Origin of the sequence: Pantoea sp. XY16 (genome assembly GCF_025153065.1) — a bacterium.
Lineage (GTDB): Bacteria > Pseudomonadota > Gammaproteobacteria > Enterobacterales > Enterobacteriaceae > Pantoea > Pantoea alfalfae.
In genome coordinates this window covers 38395-53748 of sequence record NZ_JANZNP010000015.1, presented here as the reverse complement: position 1 = coordinate 53748, position 15354 = coordinate 38395, and the positions used below count along the sequence as shown (strand labels likewise).

Below are 15354 nucleotides of genomic sequence, written 5' to 3'. Positions count from 1 at the left end.
TCAGTGTGTCATGACGTGATTATCGTTCAGGCCGCACTAAGGAGGATAACGTTGCATCAGCAACGGCCCCTAGGGCGAAGCGCAAGCTGAGTAATCCTCCTGGATGCACCATTCTTTGTAACATCCTCAGGTTGGTTTCCGAAAGTCCATAAAAAAGTGTGACCCCCAAAGATAGACCCCAATGCATCCATAGCTCAGCTGGATAGAGTACTCGGCTACGAACCGAGCGGTCGGAGGTTCGAATCCTCCTGGATGCACCATCTTCTCGAATGTTGGCAGTTCCTCAGTGTGACATGACGCAATAAGCGTTCCGGCCGCACGAAGGGGGATAACGTTGCATCAGCAACGGCCCGCAGGGCGAAGCGCAAGCTGAGTCATCCTCCTGGATGCACCATCTTCTTCTTTAGTCTCAAAATCCAGTCTTAAAATCCCTCAAAGTATCATGGCGCGATGATCGCTAAGACATCACTAAACACGCTAGCGTTACTTCCGTAACCGCCCGTACAGCAAACGCTGAGTGAGTATCCTGAAAAACCTCTGCAGTTTCCCTCTGGCTTCACACGCACTCTTTTCCTGTTTAATCTGCCCCATTGATTCATCATCCTGACTTAAGCGATCCGAAACGCCTGTTTCCCGCATCAACGCCTTCTGTTTTGCTGCCCACGCCCGTCCGCCGCCGCCTGTCAGCCAAAAGAATGTTAAAAATTCGCTTAAAATTCGTACTGTTATCACTGGCCGCGCACGATCACCTTTATCTGAAAACAAAAATTGCTAATGCTTTCAAAGCATTTGCTGTTCATCCCCCCTGGCGACAACCTGTCCACATTAGGCTAAAGTAATGTCTCATTTGGTGGATGTCCGGAGTGACAATGTACGATCAATATGACGCCCTGATTTTCGATATGGACGGCACGATTCTTGATACTGAGCCGACACATCGAAAAGCGTGGCGTCAGGTACTGGCGCGTTATGGATTAACGCTGGATGAAGCTCGTATTATCGACTTCAATGGCGCACCAACCTGGCGGCTGTCGCAGTTCATCATTGAATCCAATCAGTCGTCACTCGACCCTCATCTTCTTGCCGCAGAAAAAACCGCTGCCGTGAAAGCGATGCTGCTGGAAAACGTGAAGCCACTGCCTTTAATGGAGGTGGTGAAAGCGTATCACGGGCGGCGTCCGATGGCGGTGGGTACCGGAAGCGAACACAGTATGGCAGAGGCGTTACTGACGCAGCTGGGCGTGCGTGAGCTCTTCTCTGCAGTCGTTGGTGCTGACGACGTACAGCGTCATAAACCTGAGCCTGAAACCTTCTTACGCTGCGCTGAGCTGATGGGTGTGACGCCGGCACGCTGTGTGGTGTTTGAGGATGCGGACTTTGGTATTCAGGCAGCGAAGGCGGCAGGTATGGCTGTGGTGGATGTCCGCTTACTGTGAGTGACGTTCTTACCTATGCCTCAATGTTCGGCAGCAGCTTTTTAAGTGCAACGCTCCTGCCGGGAAGTTCTGAAGCACTGCTGATAGCACTATTGATAGCAAAAAAGACATCAGTTTACGGGTTGCTTTTGGCCGCATCACTGGGAAACACCTTGGGCGGCTTAACCAACATTCTTATTGGTCGCTTGCTGCCGTTAAAACGTCAGGGGCGATGGCATGACACAGCAATGACGTGGTTGCACCGACTGGGACCTGCAGCACTGTTATTCAGCTGGCTGCCAGTGATAGGTGATCTGCTCTGCGTTCTGGCAGGCTGGTTACGTTTCGCCTGGCTACCCGCGATGCTGTTTCTCGCTGTCGGCAAAACACTGCGTTATATCGTTATCGCGACTGCCACATTACAGGGTATGCAATGGTGGCATTGATTCGCATAGATTCGAGGCTACGGTTAACATTATGCTGAACAAAAATAAATTATTATCACAGCGGGGGGGTAATGTGATCCCGGACGTATCTAAAGCGCTCTCCTGGCTGGAAGCGCATCCCAATGCCCTTAAAGGTATTGGCCGTGGCATCGAGCGTGAAACGCTGCGTGTACAGGCAAATGGCGAACTGGCAAAAAGCGGCCACCCGGAATCTCTGGGGTCGGCGCTGAAACATGACTGGATCACCACTGACTTTGCCGAAACGTTGCTGGAATTTATTACGCCAGTGGATCACAGCATTGATCATATGCTGGCATTCCTGCGCGATATTCATCGTCACGTGGCCCGTGAACTGGGTGATGAACGCATGTGGCCTTTCAGTATGCCATGCGAGATTGACGACGCAGACAATATTGAGCTGGCGCAATATGGCACGTCCAATATCGGTCAGATGAAGACGCTCTACCGCGAAGGCCTTAAAAACCGCTACGGCGCGTTGATGCAGACCATCTCCGGCATTCACTATAACTTCTCGCTGCCACTCTCATTCTGGCAGGAGTGGGCTGACGTGAAAGATCAGGAAAGCGGAAAAGAGACGATTTCGGCGGGCTATCTGCGGCTGATCCGCAACTATTATCGCTTCGGCTGGGTCATCCCCTATCTGTTTGGCGCATCGCCTGCTATCAGCTCCAGCTTCCTGCAGGGCCGTGAGAGCGCGCTGCCGTTCGAAACCAACGACAAAGATACGATGTGGCTGCCGTACGCCACCTCGCTGCGTCTGAGCGATTTAGGCTACACCAATAAATCACAGAGCTCTCTGGGCATCACGTTTAACTCGCTGGAAGGCTATGTCACCGCGCTGAAAAAAGCGATTAAGACGCCGTCAGAAGAGTATGCAGCGATGGGCACTAAAGATGCCGACGGTAACTGGCTGCAGCTCAACACCAACGTGCTGCAGATTGAAAACGAGCTCTATGCGCCAATCCGGCCTAAGCGTGTGACACGCTCGGGTGAAGCCCCATCTGATGCGCTGCTGCGTGGTGGTATTGAGTACATTGAAGTGCGTTCGCTGGATATCAACCCATTCTCTGCCATCGGCGTTGATGAAAATCAGGTTCGCTTTCTCGACCTGTTCCTGATCTGGTGTACCCTGGCGGATGCGCCGGAGATGAGTGCCGATGAGCTGCAATGCACCCGCATAAACTGGAACCGGGTTGTGCTGGAAGGGCGTAAACCGGACCAGAAAATTGCCGTAGGATGCGGAGAAGCGGAACATTCGCTGGTGGAAGTCGGCAAGACCCTGTTTGCCGATCTGCGTCGGGTTGCTGAAGTCTTAGACAGCAATAATCAGGACAGCACGGAATATCAGCAGGTTTGCGATCAACTGGTAGCATCGTTCGACGATCCTGAGCTAACCTACTCGGCGCGCATCCTTCAGGCAATGAAGGACAATGGTGTAACCGGAACCGGCGTGGCGCTGGCTGAACAGTATCGCCATCTGCTCTGCGAAGAGCCGCTGGAAGTGCTGACAGAAGACGATTTCACGCGTCAGGCGCAGGAATCTGTTGCTGCACAGCAGCAGCTGGAAGCGAGTGATAAGCTGGATTTTGAAGCATATCTGGCGAGCCGGGAAGGGTAGAAAAGAAAAAGGCCACATCAATGTGGCCAAATTAACATCTCTGTTGTCAGGGATGATGATAACAAATGCGCGTCTTTCATATATTCAGACGTTGGGCGAACAGAAAAGTTTCATCGTTTTAAAAAAATTTCTCAGAACAGGAGGTGACGTATGCCACTACTGGACAGTTTTACCGTTGATCACACCATCATGGGCGCACCGGCAGTACGCGTTGCAAAAACCATGAAGACTCCGCATGGCGATACGATTACCGTTTTTGACCTGCGTTTTTGCCGCCCGAACATTGATATTCTCACTGAGCGTGGCATTCATACGCTGGAGCATCTCTTTGCCGGATTCATGCGTGATCACCTGAATGGTGACGGTGTGGAAATCGTCGATATCTCGCCAATGGGTTGCCGTACCGGCTTCTACATGAGCCTGATTGGTACGCCAGACGAGCAGCGCGTTGCGAAAGCGTGGAAAGGGGCGATGGAAGATGTTCTGAAAGTGAAAGATCAGAACCAGATCCCTGAGCTGAATGAATACCAGTGTGGCAGCTACAAGCTGCACTCACTGGATGAAGCGCAGCAGATCGCGCGCAATGTGCTGGCGCATGAGATCGGCGTTAACCGCAACGACGATCTGAAGCTGCCTGCTGAAAAGCTGAAAGAACTGCACATCTAGCCAGAGCCTCTCTGCTAAAAAAAACGCCGCATCATGTCGATTGCGGCGTTTTTTATGGCTTCAGGAACCGACCGATTTTTTCAGTGGCGTCTTTGGCGTGATGCGCACCTGTTTAATCATGTTGTCCTGCACGTCCAGAATATCGACGTTGTAATGGCCGATCTGAACACGGGTGGCGATGGCAGGGATCTCTTCCAGCGCTTCCAGCAGCATGCCGTTAATAGTGCGGGCTTCCTGCTCTGGCAACTGCCAGTTAAATGCCTTGTTGATTTCACGCACGTTAGCACTACCCTCAATCAGCACCGAGCCATCATTCTGCGGCATTACTTCTTCTGCCAGTGACGGTGACATGGAGGTAGTGAAGTCACCGACAATCTCCTCCAGAATGTCCTCAATCGTCACCAGCCCTTTGATGTCGCCATATTCATCCACCACCACGCCCGCTTTCTCTTTATTGCGCTGAAACTTCACCAGTTGGGTGTTAAGCGGTGTCCCTTCCGGGATGTAGTAGATCTCATCGGCGGCACGCAGCAGCGTCTCTTTGGTGAACTCTTTTTTCTCCGTCATCATGCGCCAGGCTTCGCGTACCCGCAGCATGCCGACGCAGTCATCCAGCGAGTCCCGGAACAGCACGATGCGGCCGTGTGGCGAGTGGCTTAATTGACGTACGACCGACTTCCAGTCATCGTTGATGTTGATGCCGACAATCTCATTACGCGGCACCATAATGTCGTCAACGCTGACTTTCTCCAGGTCGAGAACAGAGAGCAGCATGTCCTGGTTCCGGCGTGACATCAGGCTACGCGACTCATAGACGATAGTACGTAACTCCTCTTTGCTCAGCGCAGAGTTAATGGCACCGTCAGCGCGGATACCCGCTATCCTCATCAGCAGCCGGGTAATGGTGTTAAGCAACCAGACCAGCGGCAGCATGATGTATTGCAACGGGACCAGCAGCAGGCTGCTGGGAAAGGCGACACGCTCAGGATAGAGCGCCGCCACGGTTTTTGGCAGCACTTCAGCGAAGACCAGCACCACAAAGGTCAGGATGCCGGTCGCAATCGCGACGCCTTCATCACCGTGAATACGCATGCCTACGATGGTGGCAAGGGCAGAGGCCAGAATATTGACCAGGTTGTTACCGATTAAAACCAGACTGAGCAGCCGGTCAGGACGACGCAGTAGCTTCTCCACCCGGCGTGCGGCGCGATTACCGTTTTTTGCCTGATGGCGCAGCTTATAGCGGTTAAGCGTCATCATTCCGGTTTCCGACCCGGCAAACCAGGCGGAAACCAGGACCATGACGCAGAGAATAATAATCAGCGTGGTGGTTGAAACATTCTCCAACGCAGAACTTCCTTTTTAACGAGAGGTAGGGACAAGCAGATGCTGCAGGATGCGACTGCCGAAGTAAGCCATGGTTAACAGCACCGCACCGCTGCAGTTAAACCAGACAACGCGGCGACCACGCCAGCCTTCATGATAGTGCCCCCAGAGCAAAACGATATAAACAAACCACGCAATGATGGAGAGAACGGCTTTATCGACGTTTTCTGCGCTGAAGAGATCCTGCATATAAAACAGACCGGTGCAGAGCACCAGCGTCAGCAGCACGACGCCGACCTGGGTAATGTGAAACATCTTACGTTCGATGGTCAGCAGTGGCGGCATATCCTGAGTAAACGCCAGTCGCTTGTTTTTTAGCTGGTAATCAATCCACGCCAGCTGCAGCGCATAGAGCGCGGCAATAATCAGTGTCGCATAGGCGAACAGCGACAGACCGATATGGATCATCATGCCTGGCGTGGTTTCCAGATGGGTAATGAACGCATTGGGGACGAAAGTGGCGAAGGCCAGATTAATCAGCGCGAAGCTGTAAACAATCGGCAGCAACAGCCAGCCACGGTTGCGTGACGCCACAATGGTCATGATGGCGCAAATCAACAGGCTGACCAGCGAGCCTATGTTGAGCAGGCTTAAATTCTGTCCGCTATCAACCGCAAATATGCGTTGCTGCAAGGCCACCGCGTGTGTCACCAGCGCCACACAGGCAGAGAGCATCGCCATTCGCCGCCAGCCGCCGTTACGTTTCAACAGGCTGGGAATGATCAGGGCAAGGCTTAAAGAGTAGGCGAATAGCGCCACTATCGCGAAAACGAACATAGATCCTTTCAGGTTCAGTCAGATAAGGAAAAAGGCAGTATAGCGCCAGCCGAAGCAGGCTCCAAACGATCTGAGGGGCAATTGCAGAGATCGCCGAGGCTTCGTGTTATAATCCGCCGCATTCTGCCGATCAGGCGCCTCGCGATCTTTTTAAGTGAGAGACCATGTTTGATAATTTAACCGATCGTTTGTCGCAAACCCTGCGAAATATCAGCGGCCGCGGAAGGCTGACTGAAGAGAACATCAAAGAGACCCTGCGTGAAGTGCGCATGGCGCTGCTTGAAGCTGACGTTGCCCTGCCAGTGGTACGTGACTTCATCAACCGTGTGAAAGAGAGCGCGGTCGGCCATGATGTGAATAAAAGCCTGACGCCAGGTCAGGAGTTTATCAAAATCGTTCGCAACGAGCTGGTTGCGGCGATGGGTGCAGAGAACAACGCACTCGACCTGGCGGCTCAGCCACCAGCCGTAGTACTGATGGCGGGCCTGCAGGGTGCCGGTAAAACCACCAGCGTCGCTAAGCTGGGTAAGTTCCTGCGTGAAAAACACAAAAAGAAAGTCTTAGTGGTTTCTGCCGACGTCTATCGTCCGGCGGCAATCAAACAGCTGGAAACGCTGGCACAGCAGGTTGGCGTGGATTTCTGTCCGTCCGATCTCAGTCAGAAGCCGGTCGATATCGTCAATAATGCGCTGCGTGAAGCCCGCCTGAAGTTTTACGATGTGTTGCTGGTGGATACCGCCGGTCGTCTGCACGTTGACGAAGCGATGATGGACGAAATCAAACAGGTTCATGCCGCGATTAAGCCGGTAGAAACGCTGTTTGTGGTCGATGCCATGACCGGTCAGGATGCCGCAAACACGGCTAAGGCCTTTAATGAAGCCCTACCGCTGACCGGGGTTATCCTGACCAAGGTTGACGGTGATGCCCGCGGTGGTGCAGCGCTGTCGATTCGCCATATCACCGGCAAGCCAATTAAATTCATGGGTGTCGGTGAAAAAACCGAAGCGCTTGAACCGTTCTATCCTGACCGTATTGCGTCACGTATCCTCGGCATGGGCGACGTGCTGTCACTGATCGAAGATATCGAAAGCAAGGTTGACCGTGATCAGGCGGAGAAACTGGCTAAGAAGCTGAAAACCGGCGACGGTTTTGATCTCAATGACTTCCTTGAGCAGCTGAAGCAGATGCGCAACATGGGCGGCATGGCCAGTCTGATGGGCAAACTGCCCGGTATGGGACAGTTGCCTGACAATGTGAAATCGCAGATGGATGACAAAGTGCTGGTACGCATGGAAGCCATCATCAACTCGATGACACGCAAAGAGCGTGAGAAACCAGAAATCATCAAAGGCTCGCGCAAGCGCCGCATCGCAACTGGCTCCGGAATGCAGGTGCAGGACGTTAACCGCTTATTGAAGCAGTTCGACGACATGCAGCGTATGATGAAGAAAATGAAGAAGGGCGGTATGGCGAAAATGATGCGCGGCATGAAGGGTATGATGCCGCCAGGATTCCCTGGCCGCTAAGCGTTCCACAAAAAAGCCCGGAAAGGCACGGTTTAGGTTGCTTTTTTCGCCAAAATGAGTAAAATTTTCGGGCTTTTTATACAGCACCCGGACCCCGTTCCTCGATGGGGGCCGGGTGTTTTATTAACTGAAGAGGATGTTATGGTAACAATTCGTTTGGCACGTCACGGCGCTAAAAAGCGTCCGTTCTATCAGGTCGTCGTCACTGACAGCCGCAATGCACGCAACGGTCGTTTCATCGAGCGCGTTGGTTTCTTCAACCCGATCGCATCTGGTCAGGCTGAAGGTCTGCGTCTGGATCTGGACCGTATCGAGCACTGGGTTGGCCAGGGCGCAACACTCTCTGATCGCGTTAACGCGCTGGTCAAAGAAGCTAAGAAAGCAGCTTAATCTGTCACGGTGGTGAGCATGAGCAGACAACTTGCCGCACAGCCTCCTGTTAACCCGATTGTATTGGGTAAGATGGGAGCCGCCTACGGTATTCGCGGCTGGCTCAAAGTGTTTTCCTCCACTGAAGACGCTGAAAGCATCTTCAACTACCAACCCTGGTTCATCCAGCGCGCCGGTAAATGGCAGCAGGTCGAACTGGAAGGTTGGAAGCACCACAATCAGGACCTGATCATCAAAGTCAAAGGCATTGACGATCGGGATGCGGCGGCTCAGTTAACCAATTGCGAAATTCAGGTTGACTCGACGCAGTTGCCATCGCTGGAAGAGGGTGATTACTACTGGAAAGACCTTATGGGCTGCCAGGTAGTTAACCTCGAAGGCTACGAGATGGGTAAAGTCATCGATATGATGGAAACCGGCTCGAACGACGTACTCGTCGTTAAGGCAAACCTGAAAGATGCATTCGGTGCTCAGGAGCGGTTAATTCCGTTTCTTGATGAACAGGTTATCAGGAAAGTCGATCTCTCTACTGGCGTCATTGAGGTAGATTGGGATCCTGGTTTTTGATCTCCGAATCGAACGGTAACGTAACGGCGAATACAATGTGGATTGGTGTTATCAGCCTGTTTCCAGAAATGTTTCGCGCTATTACCGATTACGGGGTAACTGGCCGGGCTGTAAAAAACGGTCTGCTCAGCATTCAGAGCTGGAGTCCTCGTGACTTCACGCACGACCGGCACCGTACCGTGGATGATCGTCCTTATGGCGGCGGACCGGGAATGCTGATGATGGTACAACCCTTACGGGATGCCATCTCCGCAGCGAAAGCAGCGGCAGGTGATGGCGCCAGAGTGATATATCTTTCACCTCAGGGCCGCAAACTGGACCAACAGGGCGTTTGCGAACTGGCGGCACGAGACAAGTTAATTCTGGTCTGTGGTCGTTATGAAGGGATTGATGAGCGCGTAATTCATTCCGAAATTGACGAAGAATGGTCAATCGGTGATTACGTTCTCAGCGGCGGGGAACTGCCAGCGATGACGATGATTGACGCAGTTGCCCGGTTTATTCCAGGCGTACTCGGCAAGCAGGCGTCAGCCGATGAGGATTCGTTCTCTGACGGTTTGCTGGATTGTCCGCACTATACCCGTCCTGAAGTGTTAGACGGCGTGGAGGTCCCGGCAGTATTACTGTCAGGTAACCATGCTGATATTCGCCGCTGGCGTCTGAAGCAGTCGCTAGGCCGTACCTGGCTGAGAAGACCTGAACTTCTGGAAAACCTGGCTCTGACTGAAGAGCAAGCAAGGTTGCTGAACGAGTTCCAGCGGGAATCCCGGCAGCAACAAAACGATGATGTGGAAGAGTGATCTTCCCCGACTATCAGTTTACCCAGGATATGAGATTTAATTATGAGCAACATTATCAAGCAAATTGAACAAGAGCAGATGAAACAGGACGTACCTTCCTTCCGCCCGGGTGATTCCGTGGAAGTGAAAGTATGGGTCGTTGAAGGTTCTAAAAAACGTCTGCAGGCATTCGAGGGCGTGGTTATCGCTATCCGTAACCGCGGTCTGCACTCTGCATTCACTGTTCGCAAAATTTCTAACGGCGAAGGCGTTGAGCGTGTATTCCAGACTCATTCACCTGTAATTGACAGCATCGCTGTTAAACGTCGTGGCGCTGTGCGTAAAGCCAAACTGTACTACCTGCGTGAGCGTACTGGTAAGTCTGCTCGTATTAAAGAGCGTCTTAACTAAGGTATCGCTAACGCGACATCTAAAAGTTAATAGCAAACAAGGGGTTGGCGTGATGCCAGCCCCTTTTTTTATGGCCTTGTCCACGGATTGGCTACGCAGATTTTTTTTGCGGTCAGTTGTGGTCATAATCGTTGTGATTACTGCGACTCAAACGTGAAGGAATACCCAATGAAAAAGTTTTGCATCTGTCTTGCTGGTTTGACTCTTGGGGCTTCAGCTTATGCTGCTAAACCTGACCAGATCCCTGCACCTCTCTTACACAGCCTCAAGCAGCTAAATCTTTCCCGACCACCATCCCTTGTTAATGGCACTTTATACGTCTCGTATAATTTCAAAAAAATAGAGTTACTGCAGGCACGTAGTTTGGTTGACACGGTTTGCTTCGCTTACTACGGAGATAATCCACCTAAACGTTCGTGGAAAGCTGGGGTAATAAAAGATATTACGGTCACCAACGATTCAGTTACGCAGGGCTTTACATATGAGGATGGGGACAAAAGCTGTGAACAGATGGCAAGCATGAATACTGAAGAGGGCATTGCTTTTATGGATGATCGTCTGGCTGCAGCAACTTTTAAACCCACATTCTAATGACCAAACAAAAAAGGGCACTGAATAATCAGTGCCCTCGATCTGGCGTATTACAAGAATTTTAAAGCCATAAATTGCCCTGTGTTTGAGCAGCTCTTATGCGCGTTGGATGTGGTGGGGCAGGGTTGATTTTTCCAGGGCACATGATTATGTCAGTAACAGTTTCTAAGGATTTGAAGGTACAACCGCAGTTGATGTTCTGGCACTGGTTGTAACGTTCTTTTGTGTTCTCTGAAAGCACAACACTACTGCGCGTGTGGGCTGCATGGGAACACTTTGGACAGTTCATCATTTCAGATACTTCCTCTTGAAATTTTCAGCAAATATTAACGATTTAACGATCAATTGAATAGCTAAATCTACTATTGCATACTTAATTCATCGATTTTTACTTCCAGTTCTAAGCTTGTAGTAAATCCGCTGTCCGCGCTCAGGCTGTGCGTTAGCGTTGTGATGATCCATTCCCCGGCATCTACCTGCTGTTTGAAGCCGCTGACCTTCACCGGCATTTCCGTGTATAGCTCCGCGCGCCCCTTTGCCAGCTGAATAGAAAACGTTGCAGCACCGCGCTGCAGGCGTTCCCACTGCATTTTGGCAGCACGCTCTGCGTTGCCCCGGTTTGCGTAAGTGCGGCTCAGTACCAGCACGTTTTCATCAGTGCCGATCAGGTAATCTCCCTGCTTTGCCTCCGGCTCTTTCTTCTTCGCCGTGGTTTTACGTCGCCTGCGCTTCACCTTCGCCACCGGCTTCTTTGCCGGTTCGCGGGTGTGCAGCCAGCTGGCGATTACGCCGGTGTAAGAGTCGCGGTCTGCCAGGCTGAAGCGGTGGCTGTCGCCGTCCCTGCGCTGAAGGGTGATCACCGGCAGCGCCTTACCGCTTGCCGTCTTCCCCTGTCCCTGGCGGATAAACAGCAGATTGCCTTCCTTGACGCAGGCGACTGCGCCGCACTGTTTAGCCAGGCGCATCAGAAAGCTGGCGTCTGATTCGTTGGTCTGATCAAGGTGGTCAATTTCTGCGGCGGCAATGTCTTTACCCATTGCCGCCTTCAGCTTATGGCGTCCGGCGATGTCCCGGACAATTTCGCCTGCGGTGGTTTTGTGCCAGGACTTCTCCCGCTTCGTGTTCAGGGTCTGCCGGAAGTCCGCGCTGCGCGCCCGCAGCGTCAGGCGGTCAGGCGTGCCGCTGTGCTCGATTTCGTCAACCACATAGCTGCCTTTCGGAAAAAGCGCCTCTCCCTGCCAGCCCAGCGACAACGAGAGCACGACGCCCCGGCGCGGCAGTTGCAGCTGGCCGTCCGCATCGTCCAGCTCGATGTCCAGCTGATCCGCCTCAAAGCCCCGGTTGTCGGTGAGCGTCAGGCTCAGCAGGCGCTTTTCCAGCTTCTGCGTGATGTCTGCGCCGTCCATCGTCAGCCGAAACGCCGGTGAGTTCTGCTGGCCGTTAATCCACGGGCTGGTCATCATGAAAATAATCCTCCCGCTGCGGCGCTCACCTTACCGGCGACGGTGGCGGCTGCGCCCTTCATGGCAGACAGCTGATCGCTGAGGCTGCCAAACATCTCGCCCAGCGATTCATCGGTGCGCTTCAGCGTCAGCGTGAATTCAATGCGGCGGCACACACCGCTGCTGAAGAACTCCGCCTTGGTCTGGCTCAGGCTTTCAATCACGAACATGCCGTAAATCGTCCCGCTGCCCTCGATAAGCGGCCACGCGCGGCCCAGCTCTGCAATCTGCTCCAGCGCGAACAGCGACAACCTGCCGCCGGTAATCTCCGGCAGCAGCACGCCGGAAAGCGTCAGCGTGTCGTTGTCCGGGCCTAAGAACTGCAGCGATGGCCTCACGCCCACGCGGCTGTTTGACGGGAAACGCCAGCTGCGCTGATACTGCAGCTCCTGATAGGGCACCGTCCTCAGCATGAAAACAAATAAGCCCAGCGTCATCATCATTCCTCAAATCCTCCCCTGTCCCGGTAACTGCTGCGGGCGCGGGCCTGCGCCTGCCGCTCTTTTGCCTCAAGCCTGCGCATCACCTCATCAACCAGATTCTGCTGGCTCTGCCCCGGCTGCTGCACGATGGTGAAGGAGGCGTGAATCTGCGGCGCAGCTCCCCGTGTAGCGCTGCCACTCATGCGTGGTGTTTCCTGCCGGTAATCCTGAACCGGCAGGCTGAGCGGGTGCAGCGGCTTCGCCTCCGCCGTCGCTCCGGCACCGCCCAGCGTCAGCGCAGCCAGTGCTGCCAGCCGTGCAGTGCTCCGGCGGCTGGTCACGTTCGCCGGACCGCTGACCAGTTCCGGCCCGTTTTCACCGGCAACGCCGAACTGCCCGGACGGAATAAAGCCGCCGCTGTCGTACATGCCCGCAAATCCAGGGAACCCGCCCGGCGGCAGGGATACACCGCCGCCCGTTTTTACTGTCGCCGGTCGCGGCAGCTGCGGCCCGCCGGACTTATCGCCGCCCGGCTTCAGAAAGTCCGGCAGGTAGTCGGTCAGTGACGACAGCTTGTTTTTGATGGCGTCCCACTTCTGACTGATGCCCGCCATCAGGCCTTCAATCATCTGTGAGCCGGCCTCCTGAAACCGCGCGGGCAGCGCCTTAGCGTCGGCTACAATCTCGCCCCACTTTGTGCTGATGTAGGTACGAATCGCAGTCCAGACGCTGCTGACCTTTGTGCTGATGCTGTCCCACAGAGCGGCAAGTTTCGGCCCCAGCGTGTCCCAGTTCTTCCAGATAAGCAGCGCCCCGGCGGCAATCAGCCCGATTACGGCCAGTATCGGGTTTGCAAACATCAGCCGCCCCAGCCACAGCACGCCGTTACCTACGATGCCGATGGCGCTTTTAATCAGCCCGAAGGCGCTGAATGCTTTTATCCCCAGCACGTTAAAGCTGAGTCTAAGCAGCGCCATCGGCCCCAGCACCGCCGCAAGGCCGATCATGAGCGTACCCAGCGCCAGCACAATCACCGATATAACTGCCGCAGCTTTTACCAGTGTGCCCGCCAGCTCCTTGTTATTTTCCACCCAGCGGCGGGTCACGCCGGTGACTTTCTTCACCATATTCATGATGTCCATCAGCGGCGTGCGCAGGGAGTCGCCCAGGCCGCTCATGGTGTTAGATACGCCGGTTTTGGTCAGCATCCACTGTGCAGAAAGCGAGTCCTTGTTGATGTCTGACTCTTTCTGCATGGAGCCTTTCGCTCCGTCGCCCTGCGTCAGCTGCAGCTGTCGCCTCAGCTCCGGCATGTTGTTAGCGAGTTTGGCCGCGTCCTTGCCGTACTCCTTGCCGAACACCATCGTCATGGCCGTCAGGCGTTTGTCTTTCGGCAGGTTATTGACCTTTTCCAGCACGCGCTGGATGGTGCCCATGGCGTCCGTGGTCATCTGCTTTTCAATCTTTGCCGGGTCCAGTTTCAGCAGGTCCATGCCGTCCATAAACCGGTCGCTCTGCATGGTGGCTACGGACAGCTCGCGCACCATGGCATTCGCGGCACTGGCGGCGGTTTCCGCCGTTGCGCCCAGGCTGAGGAATGTTGAGCCGAGCGCCGCCGCTTTGCGGTAGTCCAGCCTGTCAGCCACGCCGCCCATGCGCTGCAGCACGTCAATGATGTCTGAACCTTTGGACATAGCGTTATCGTCCAGGTAGTTCAGCGCGTCGCCCAGTTGCTCGATGTTGCGCGTGGGGATTTTGTACAACTGCGCAATCTTGCCCAGCCCTTCAGCCAGCTCACCGGCAGGTAGCTCAAACGCGGTTGACGCCTTCGCCGCCGTGGTGGCAAAGGCCATCAGGTCACGCTTCTGGTCCTCATAGGAGTCGTTCTGGTTCGTCACGCCCATGCGCGCGCCGCCCTCAACCAGCGCGGCGTAGTCAATCGCGCCGTTTTCCATCGGCAGCTGCTCACTGGCGGCCTTGATGGCGGCCTGCATGTCATAGAACTGTTTTGTGCGGTTTCCTTTGTCGTCGCGCAGTCCGTTAACCTGCTTTGCCACGCCTTTCATGGCGTCTTCCATTGCCGCTGAAGATTTCACGGCGGCCAGTACCGGCGCACCCATTGCCAGCCCGGCGGCAGACGTTGCCGCTCCCGCACCGGCCACGCGATCGCGCACCTCAAGCGATCGGGAATATCGCTCACGTACCGCGCTCAGCTTTGCCTGCCGTTCTCCCAGCTTTTTAAGCGACTGCTGCTGCCGGTCAATGGCGGCGCGCGCCTCGTCAGACTGACTTTTAAGTTCGCGCTGTGCCTGGCTCAGTTTCTTCGTGTCGATACCGGCAGCGCCCAGCGCCTCACGCTGACGCTGCACCGACAGGCGCAGCCCGTTGTAGGTCTGCTGCAGCTGGCTGGCGCGGTTTTTTGCCTGCTCCAGCACGCGGGCCTGTGCAGCTGTGGGCCTGTTTGTTTCCGTAAACTGCACGGCCAGCCGGGCCGCTTCTTCGCGGGCGGCTTTAAGGTTATTCGCGGTGATGGCAAGCTGTGAGCGGGTCTTACGAAAGCCGTCGATACGCCCGGCCTGTGCGTCCAGCTCTTTAAGGGTGTTGCGGGTGTCTCGCAGCGTGCCAGCCAGCTCCCGTGTGCTGTCGCGGGCGCTGCGGAAGGGGCGCGTCAGCTTATCGACTGCGCCCAGCACGACCTGCAAACGCAGATTTTTATCACTCATCGCTGGCCCTGTGTCGCAGGATTGCTTTGTGCCGCCACTCCAGAACTTCCGTCAGCGTCATGGACTCGGTAACGGAGGGCGGCCAGTGAAAGACGGTAGCGATATCCGCCACCA

At 54.5% G+C, this 15354-nt stretch carries 17 protein-coding genes and 1 tRNA gene; 11 read left to right on the top strand and 7 right to left on the bottom strand.

The features are described 5' to 3' along the window. The first annotated feature begins 183 nt into the window (after positions 1 to 183). The 5 genes from N1689_RS19290 (at position 184) to luxS (ending at position 4166) form a co-directional block, all read left to right on the top strand. A tRNA-Arg gene (locus N1689_RS19290) sits at positions 184 to 260 on the top strand. A gap of 609 nt (positions 261 to 869) precedes the next feature. After that, entirely contained in the window at positions 870 to 1436 is a 567-nt protein-coding gene (gene yqaB, locus N1689_RS19285) for a fructose-1-phosphate/6-phosphogluconate phosphatase (protein ID WP_253419845.1), read from the top strand. Continuing rightward, positions 1433 to 1861 (top strand): YqaA family protein, encoded by a 429-nt coding sequence (locus tag N1689_RS19280; RefSeq protein WP_010248498.1) that lies wholly within the window; start codon positions 1433 to 1435, stop codon positions 1859 to 1861. Before yqaB ends, N1689_RS19280 begins: the two co-directional genes overlap by 4 nt. Before the next feature lie 31 nt (positions 1862 to 1892). Continuing rightward, positions 1893 to 3500 carry a glutamate--cysteine ligase gene (gene gshA, locus N1689_RS19275; protein WP_161732746.1) on the top strand — a complete coding sequence of 536 codons (1608 nt, stop codon included), beginning with the start codon at positions 1893 to 1895 and terminating at the stop codon, positions 3498 to 3500. A gap of 150 nt (positions 3501 to 3650) precedes the next feature. Next, complete coding sequence (gene luxS / locus N1689_RS19270; RefSeq protein WP_003849049.1) at positions 3651 to 4166, top strand: S-ribosylhomocysteine lyase; 516 nt, start codon at positions 3651 to 3653, stop codon at positions 4164 to 4166. A gap of 60 nt (positions 4167 to 4226) precedes the next feature. Here the strand turns inward: luxS and N1689_RS19265 are convergent, their stop codons facing one another. Further along, entirely contained in the window at positions 4227 to 5513 is a 1287-nt protein-coding gene (locus tag N1689_RS19265; protein ID WP_013358821.1) for an HlyC/CorC family transporter, read from the bottom strand. 15 nt (positions 5514 to 5528) lie between these two features. Beyond that, entirely contained in the window at positions 5529 to 6329 is an 801-nt protein-coding gene (locus tag N1689_RS19260; RefSeq protein WP_010248489.1) for an inner membrane protein YpjD, read from the bottom strand. Positions 6330 to 6493: 164 nt separating this feature from the next. Here N1689_RS19260 and ffh point away from each other — a divergent pair, with 164 nt between their 5' ends. The 6 genes from ffh to N1689_RS19230 all read left to right on the top strand — a co-directional run bounded on the left by ffh (position 6494) and on the right by N1689_RS19230 (position 10593). Further along, the gene (gene ffh, locus N1689_RS19255; RefSeq protein WP_013358819.1) at positions 6494 to 7855 is read left to right on the top strand and encodes a signal recognition particle protein; all 1362 of its coding nucleotides are present in this window, start codon (positions 6494 to 6496) and stop codon (positions 7853 to 7855) included. 141 nt (positions 7856 to 7996) lie between these two features. Further along, on the top strand, positions 7997 to 8245 hold the full coding sequence (rpsP, locus tag N1689_RS19250) for a 30S ribosomal protein S16 (protein WP_003849041.1): 249 nt from the start codon (positions 7997 to 7999) through the stop codon (positions 8243 to 8245). An 18-nt stretch (positions 8246 to 8263) separates the two neighbouring features. Then, on the top strand, positions 8264 to 8812 hold the full coding sequence (gene rimM / locus N1689_RS19245; protein ID WP_013358818.1) for a ribosome maturation factor RimM: 549 nt from the start codon (positions 8264 to 8266) through the stop codon (positions 8810 to 8812). A 35-nt stretch (positions 8813 to 8847) separates the two neighbouring features. Then, positions 8848 to 9612: a tRNA (guanosine(37)-N1)-methyltransferase TrmD gene (trmD, locus tag N1689_RS19240; protein ID WP_050496505.1), complete on the top strand. Its 765-nt coding sequence runs from the start codon at positions 8848 to 8850 to the stop codon at positions 9610 to 9612. A 42-nt stretch (positions 9613 to 9654) separates the two neighbouring features. After that, positions 9655 to 10002: a 50S ribosomal protein L19 gene (gene rplS, locus N1689_RS19235; RefSeq protein ID WP_003849035.1), complete on the top strand. Its 348-nt coding sequence runs from the start codon at positions 9655 to 9657 to the stop codon at positions 10000 to 10002. Positions 10003 to 10170: 168 nt separating this feature from the next. Then, a complete protein-coding gene (locus tag N1689_RS19230; protein ID WP_260059904.1) occupies positions 10171 to 10593 on the top strand; it encodes a hypothetical protein in 423 nt (140 codons plus the stop codon). Between the two features lie 61 nt (positions 10594 to 10654). Here N1689_RS19230 and N1689_RS19225 read toward each other — a convergent pair whose 3' ends face one another. The 5 genes from N1689_RS19225 to N1689_RS19205 form a co-directional block, all read right to left on the bottom strand. Continuing rightward, on the bottom strand, positions 10655 to 10885 hold the full coding sequence (locus N1689_RS19225) for an ogr/Delta-like zinc finger family protein (RefSeq protein WP_260059901.1): 231 nt from the start codon (positions 10883 to 10885) through the stop codon (positions 10655 to 10657). Between the two features lie 70 nt (positions 10886 to 10955). Next, on the bottom strand, positions 10956 to 12056 hold the full coding sequence (locus N1689_RS19220; RefSeq protein ID WP_260059898.1) for a phage late control D family protein: 1101 nt from the start codon (positions 12054 to 12056) through the stop codon (positions 10956 to 10958). Next, positions 12053 to 12538, bottom strand: a complete 486-nt coding sequence (locus N1689_RS19215) for a phage tail protein (protein WP_260059895.1) — start codon at positions 12536 to 12538, stop codon at positions 12053 to 12055. Before N1689_RS19215 ends, N1689_RS19220 begins: the two co-directional genes overlap by 4 nt. Then, on the bottom strand, positions 12535 to 15240 hold the full coding sequence (locus N1689_RS19210) for a phage tail tape measure protein (protein WP_260059893.1): 2706 nt from the start codon (positions 15238 to 15240) through the stop codon (positions 12535 to 12537). The genes N1689_RS19215 and N1689_RS19210 overlap by 4 nt, the downstream gene beginning before the upstream one ends. Beyond that, a complete protein-coding gene (locus tag N1689_RS19205; protein ID WP_033786692.1) occupies positions 15233 to 15352 on the bottom strand; it encodes a GpE family phage tail protein in 120 nt (39 codons plus the stop codon). The genes N1689_RS19210 and N1689_RS19205 overlap by 8 nt, the downstream gene beginning before the upstream one ends. Positions 15353 to 15354 lie beyond the last annotated feature (2 nt).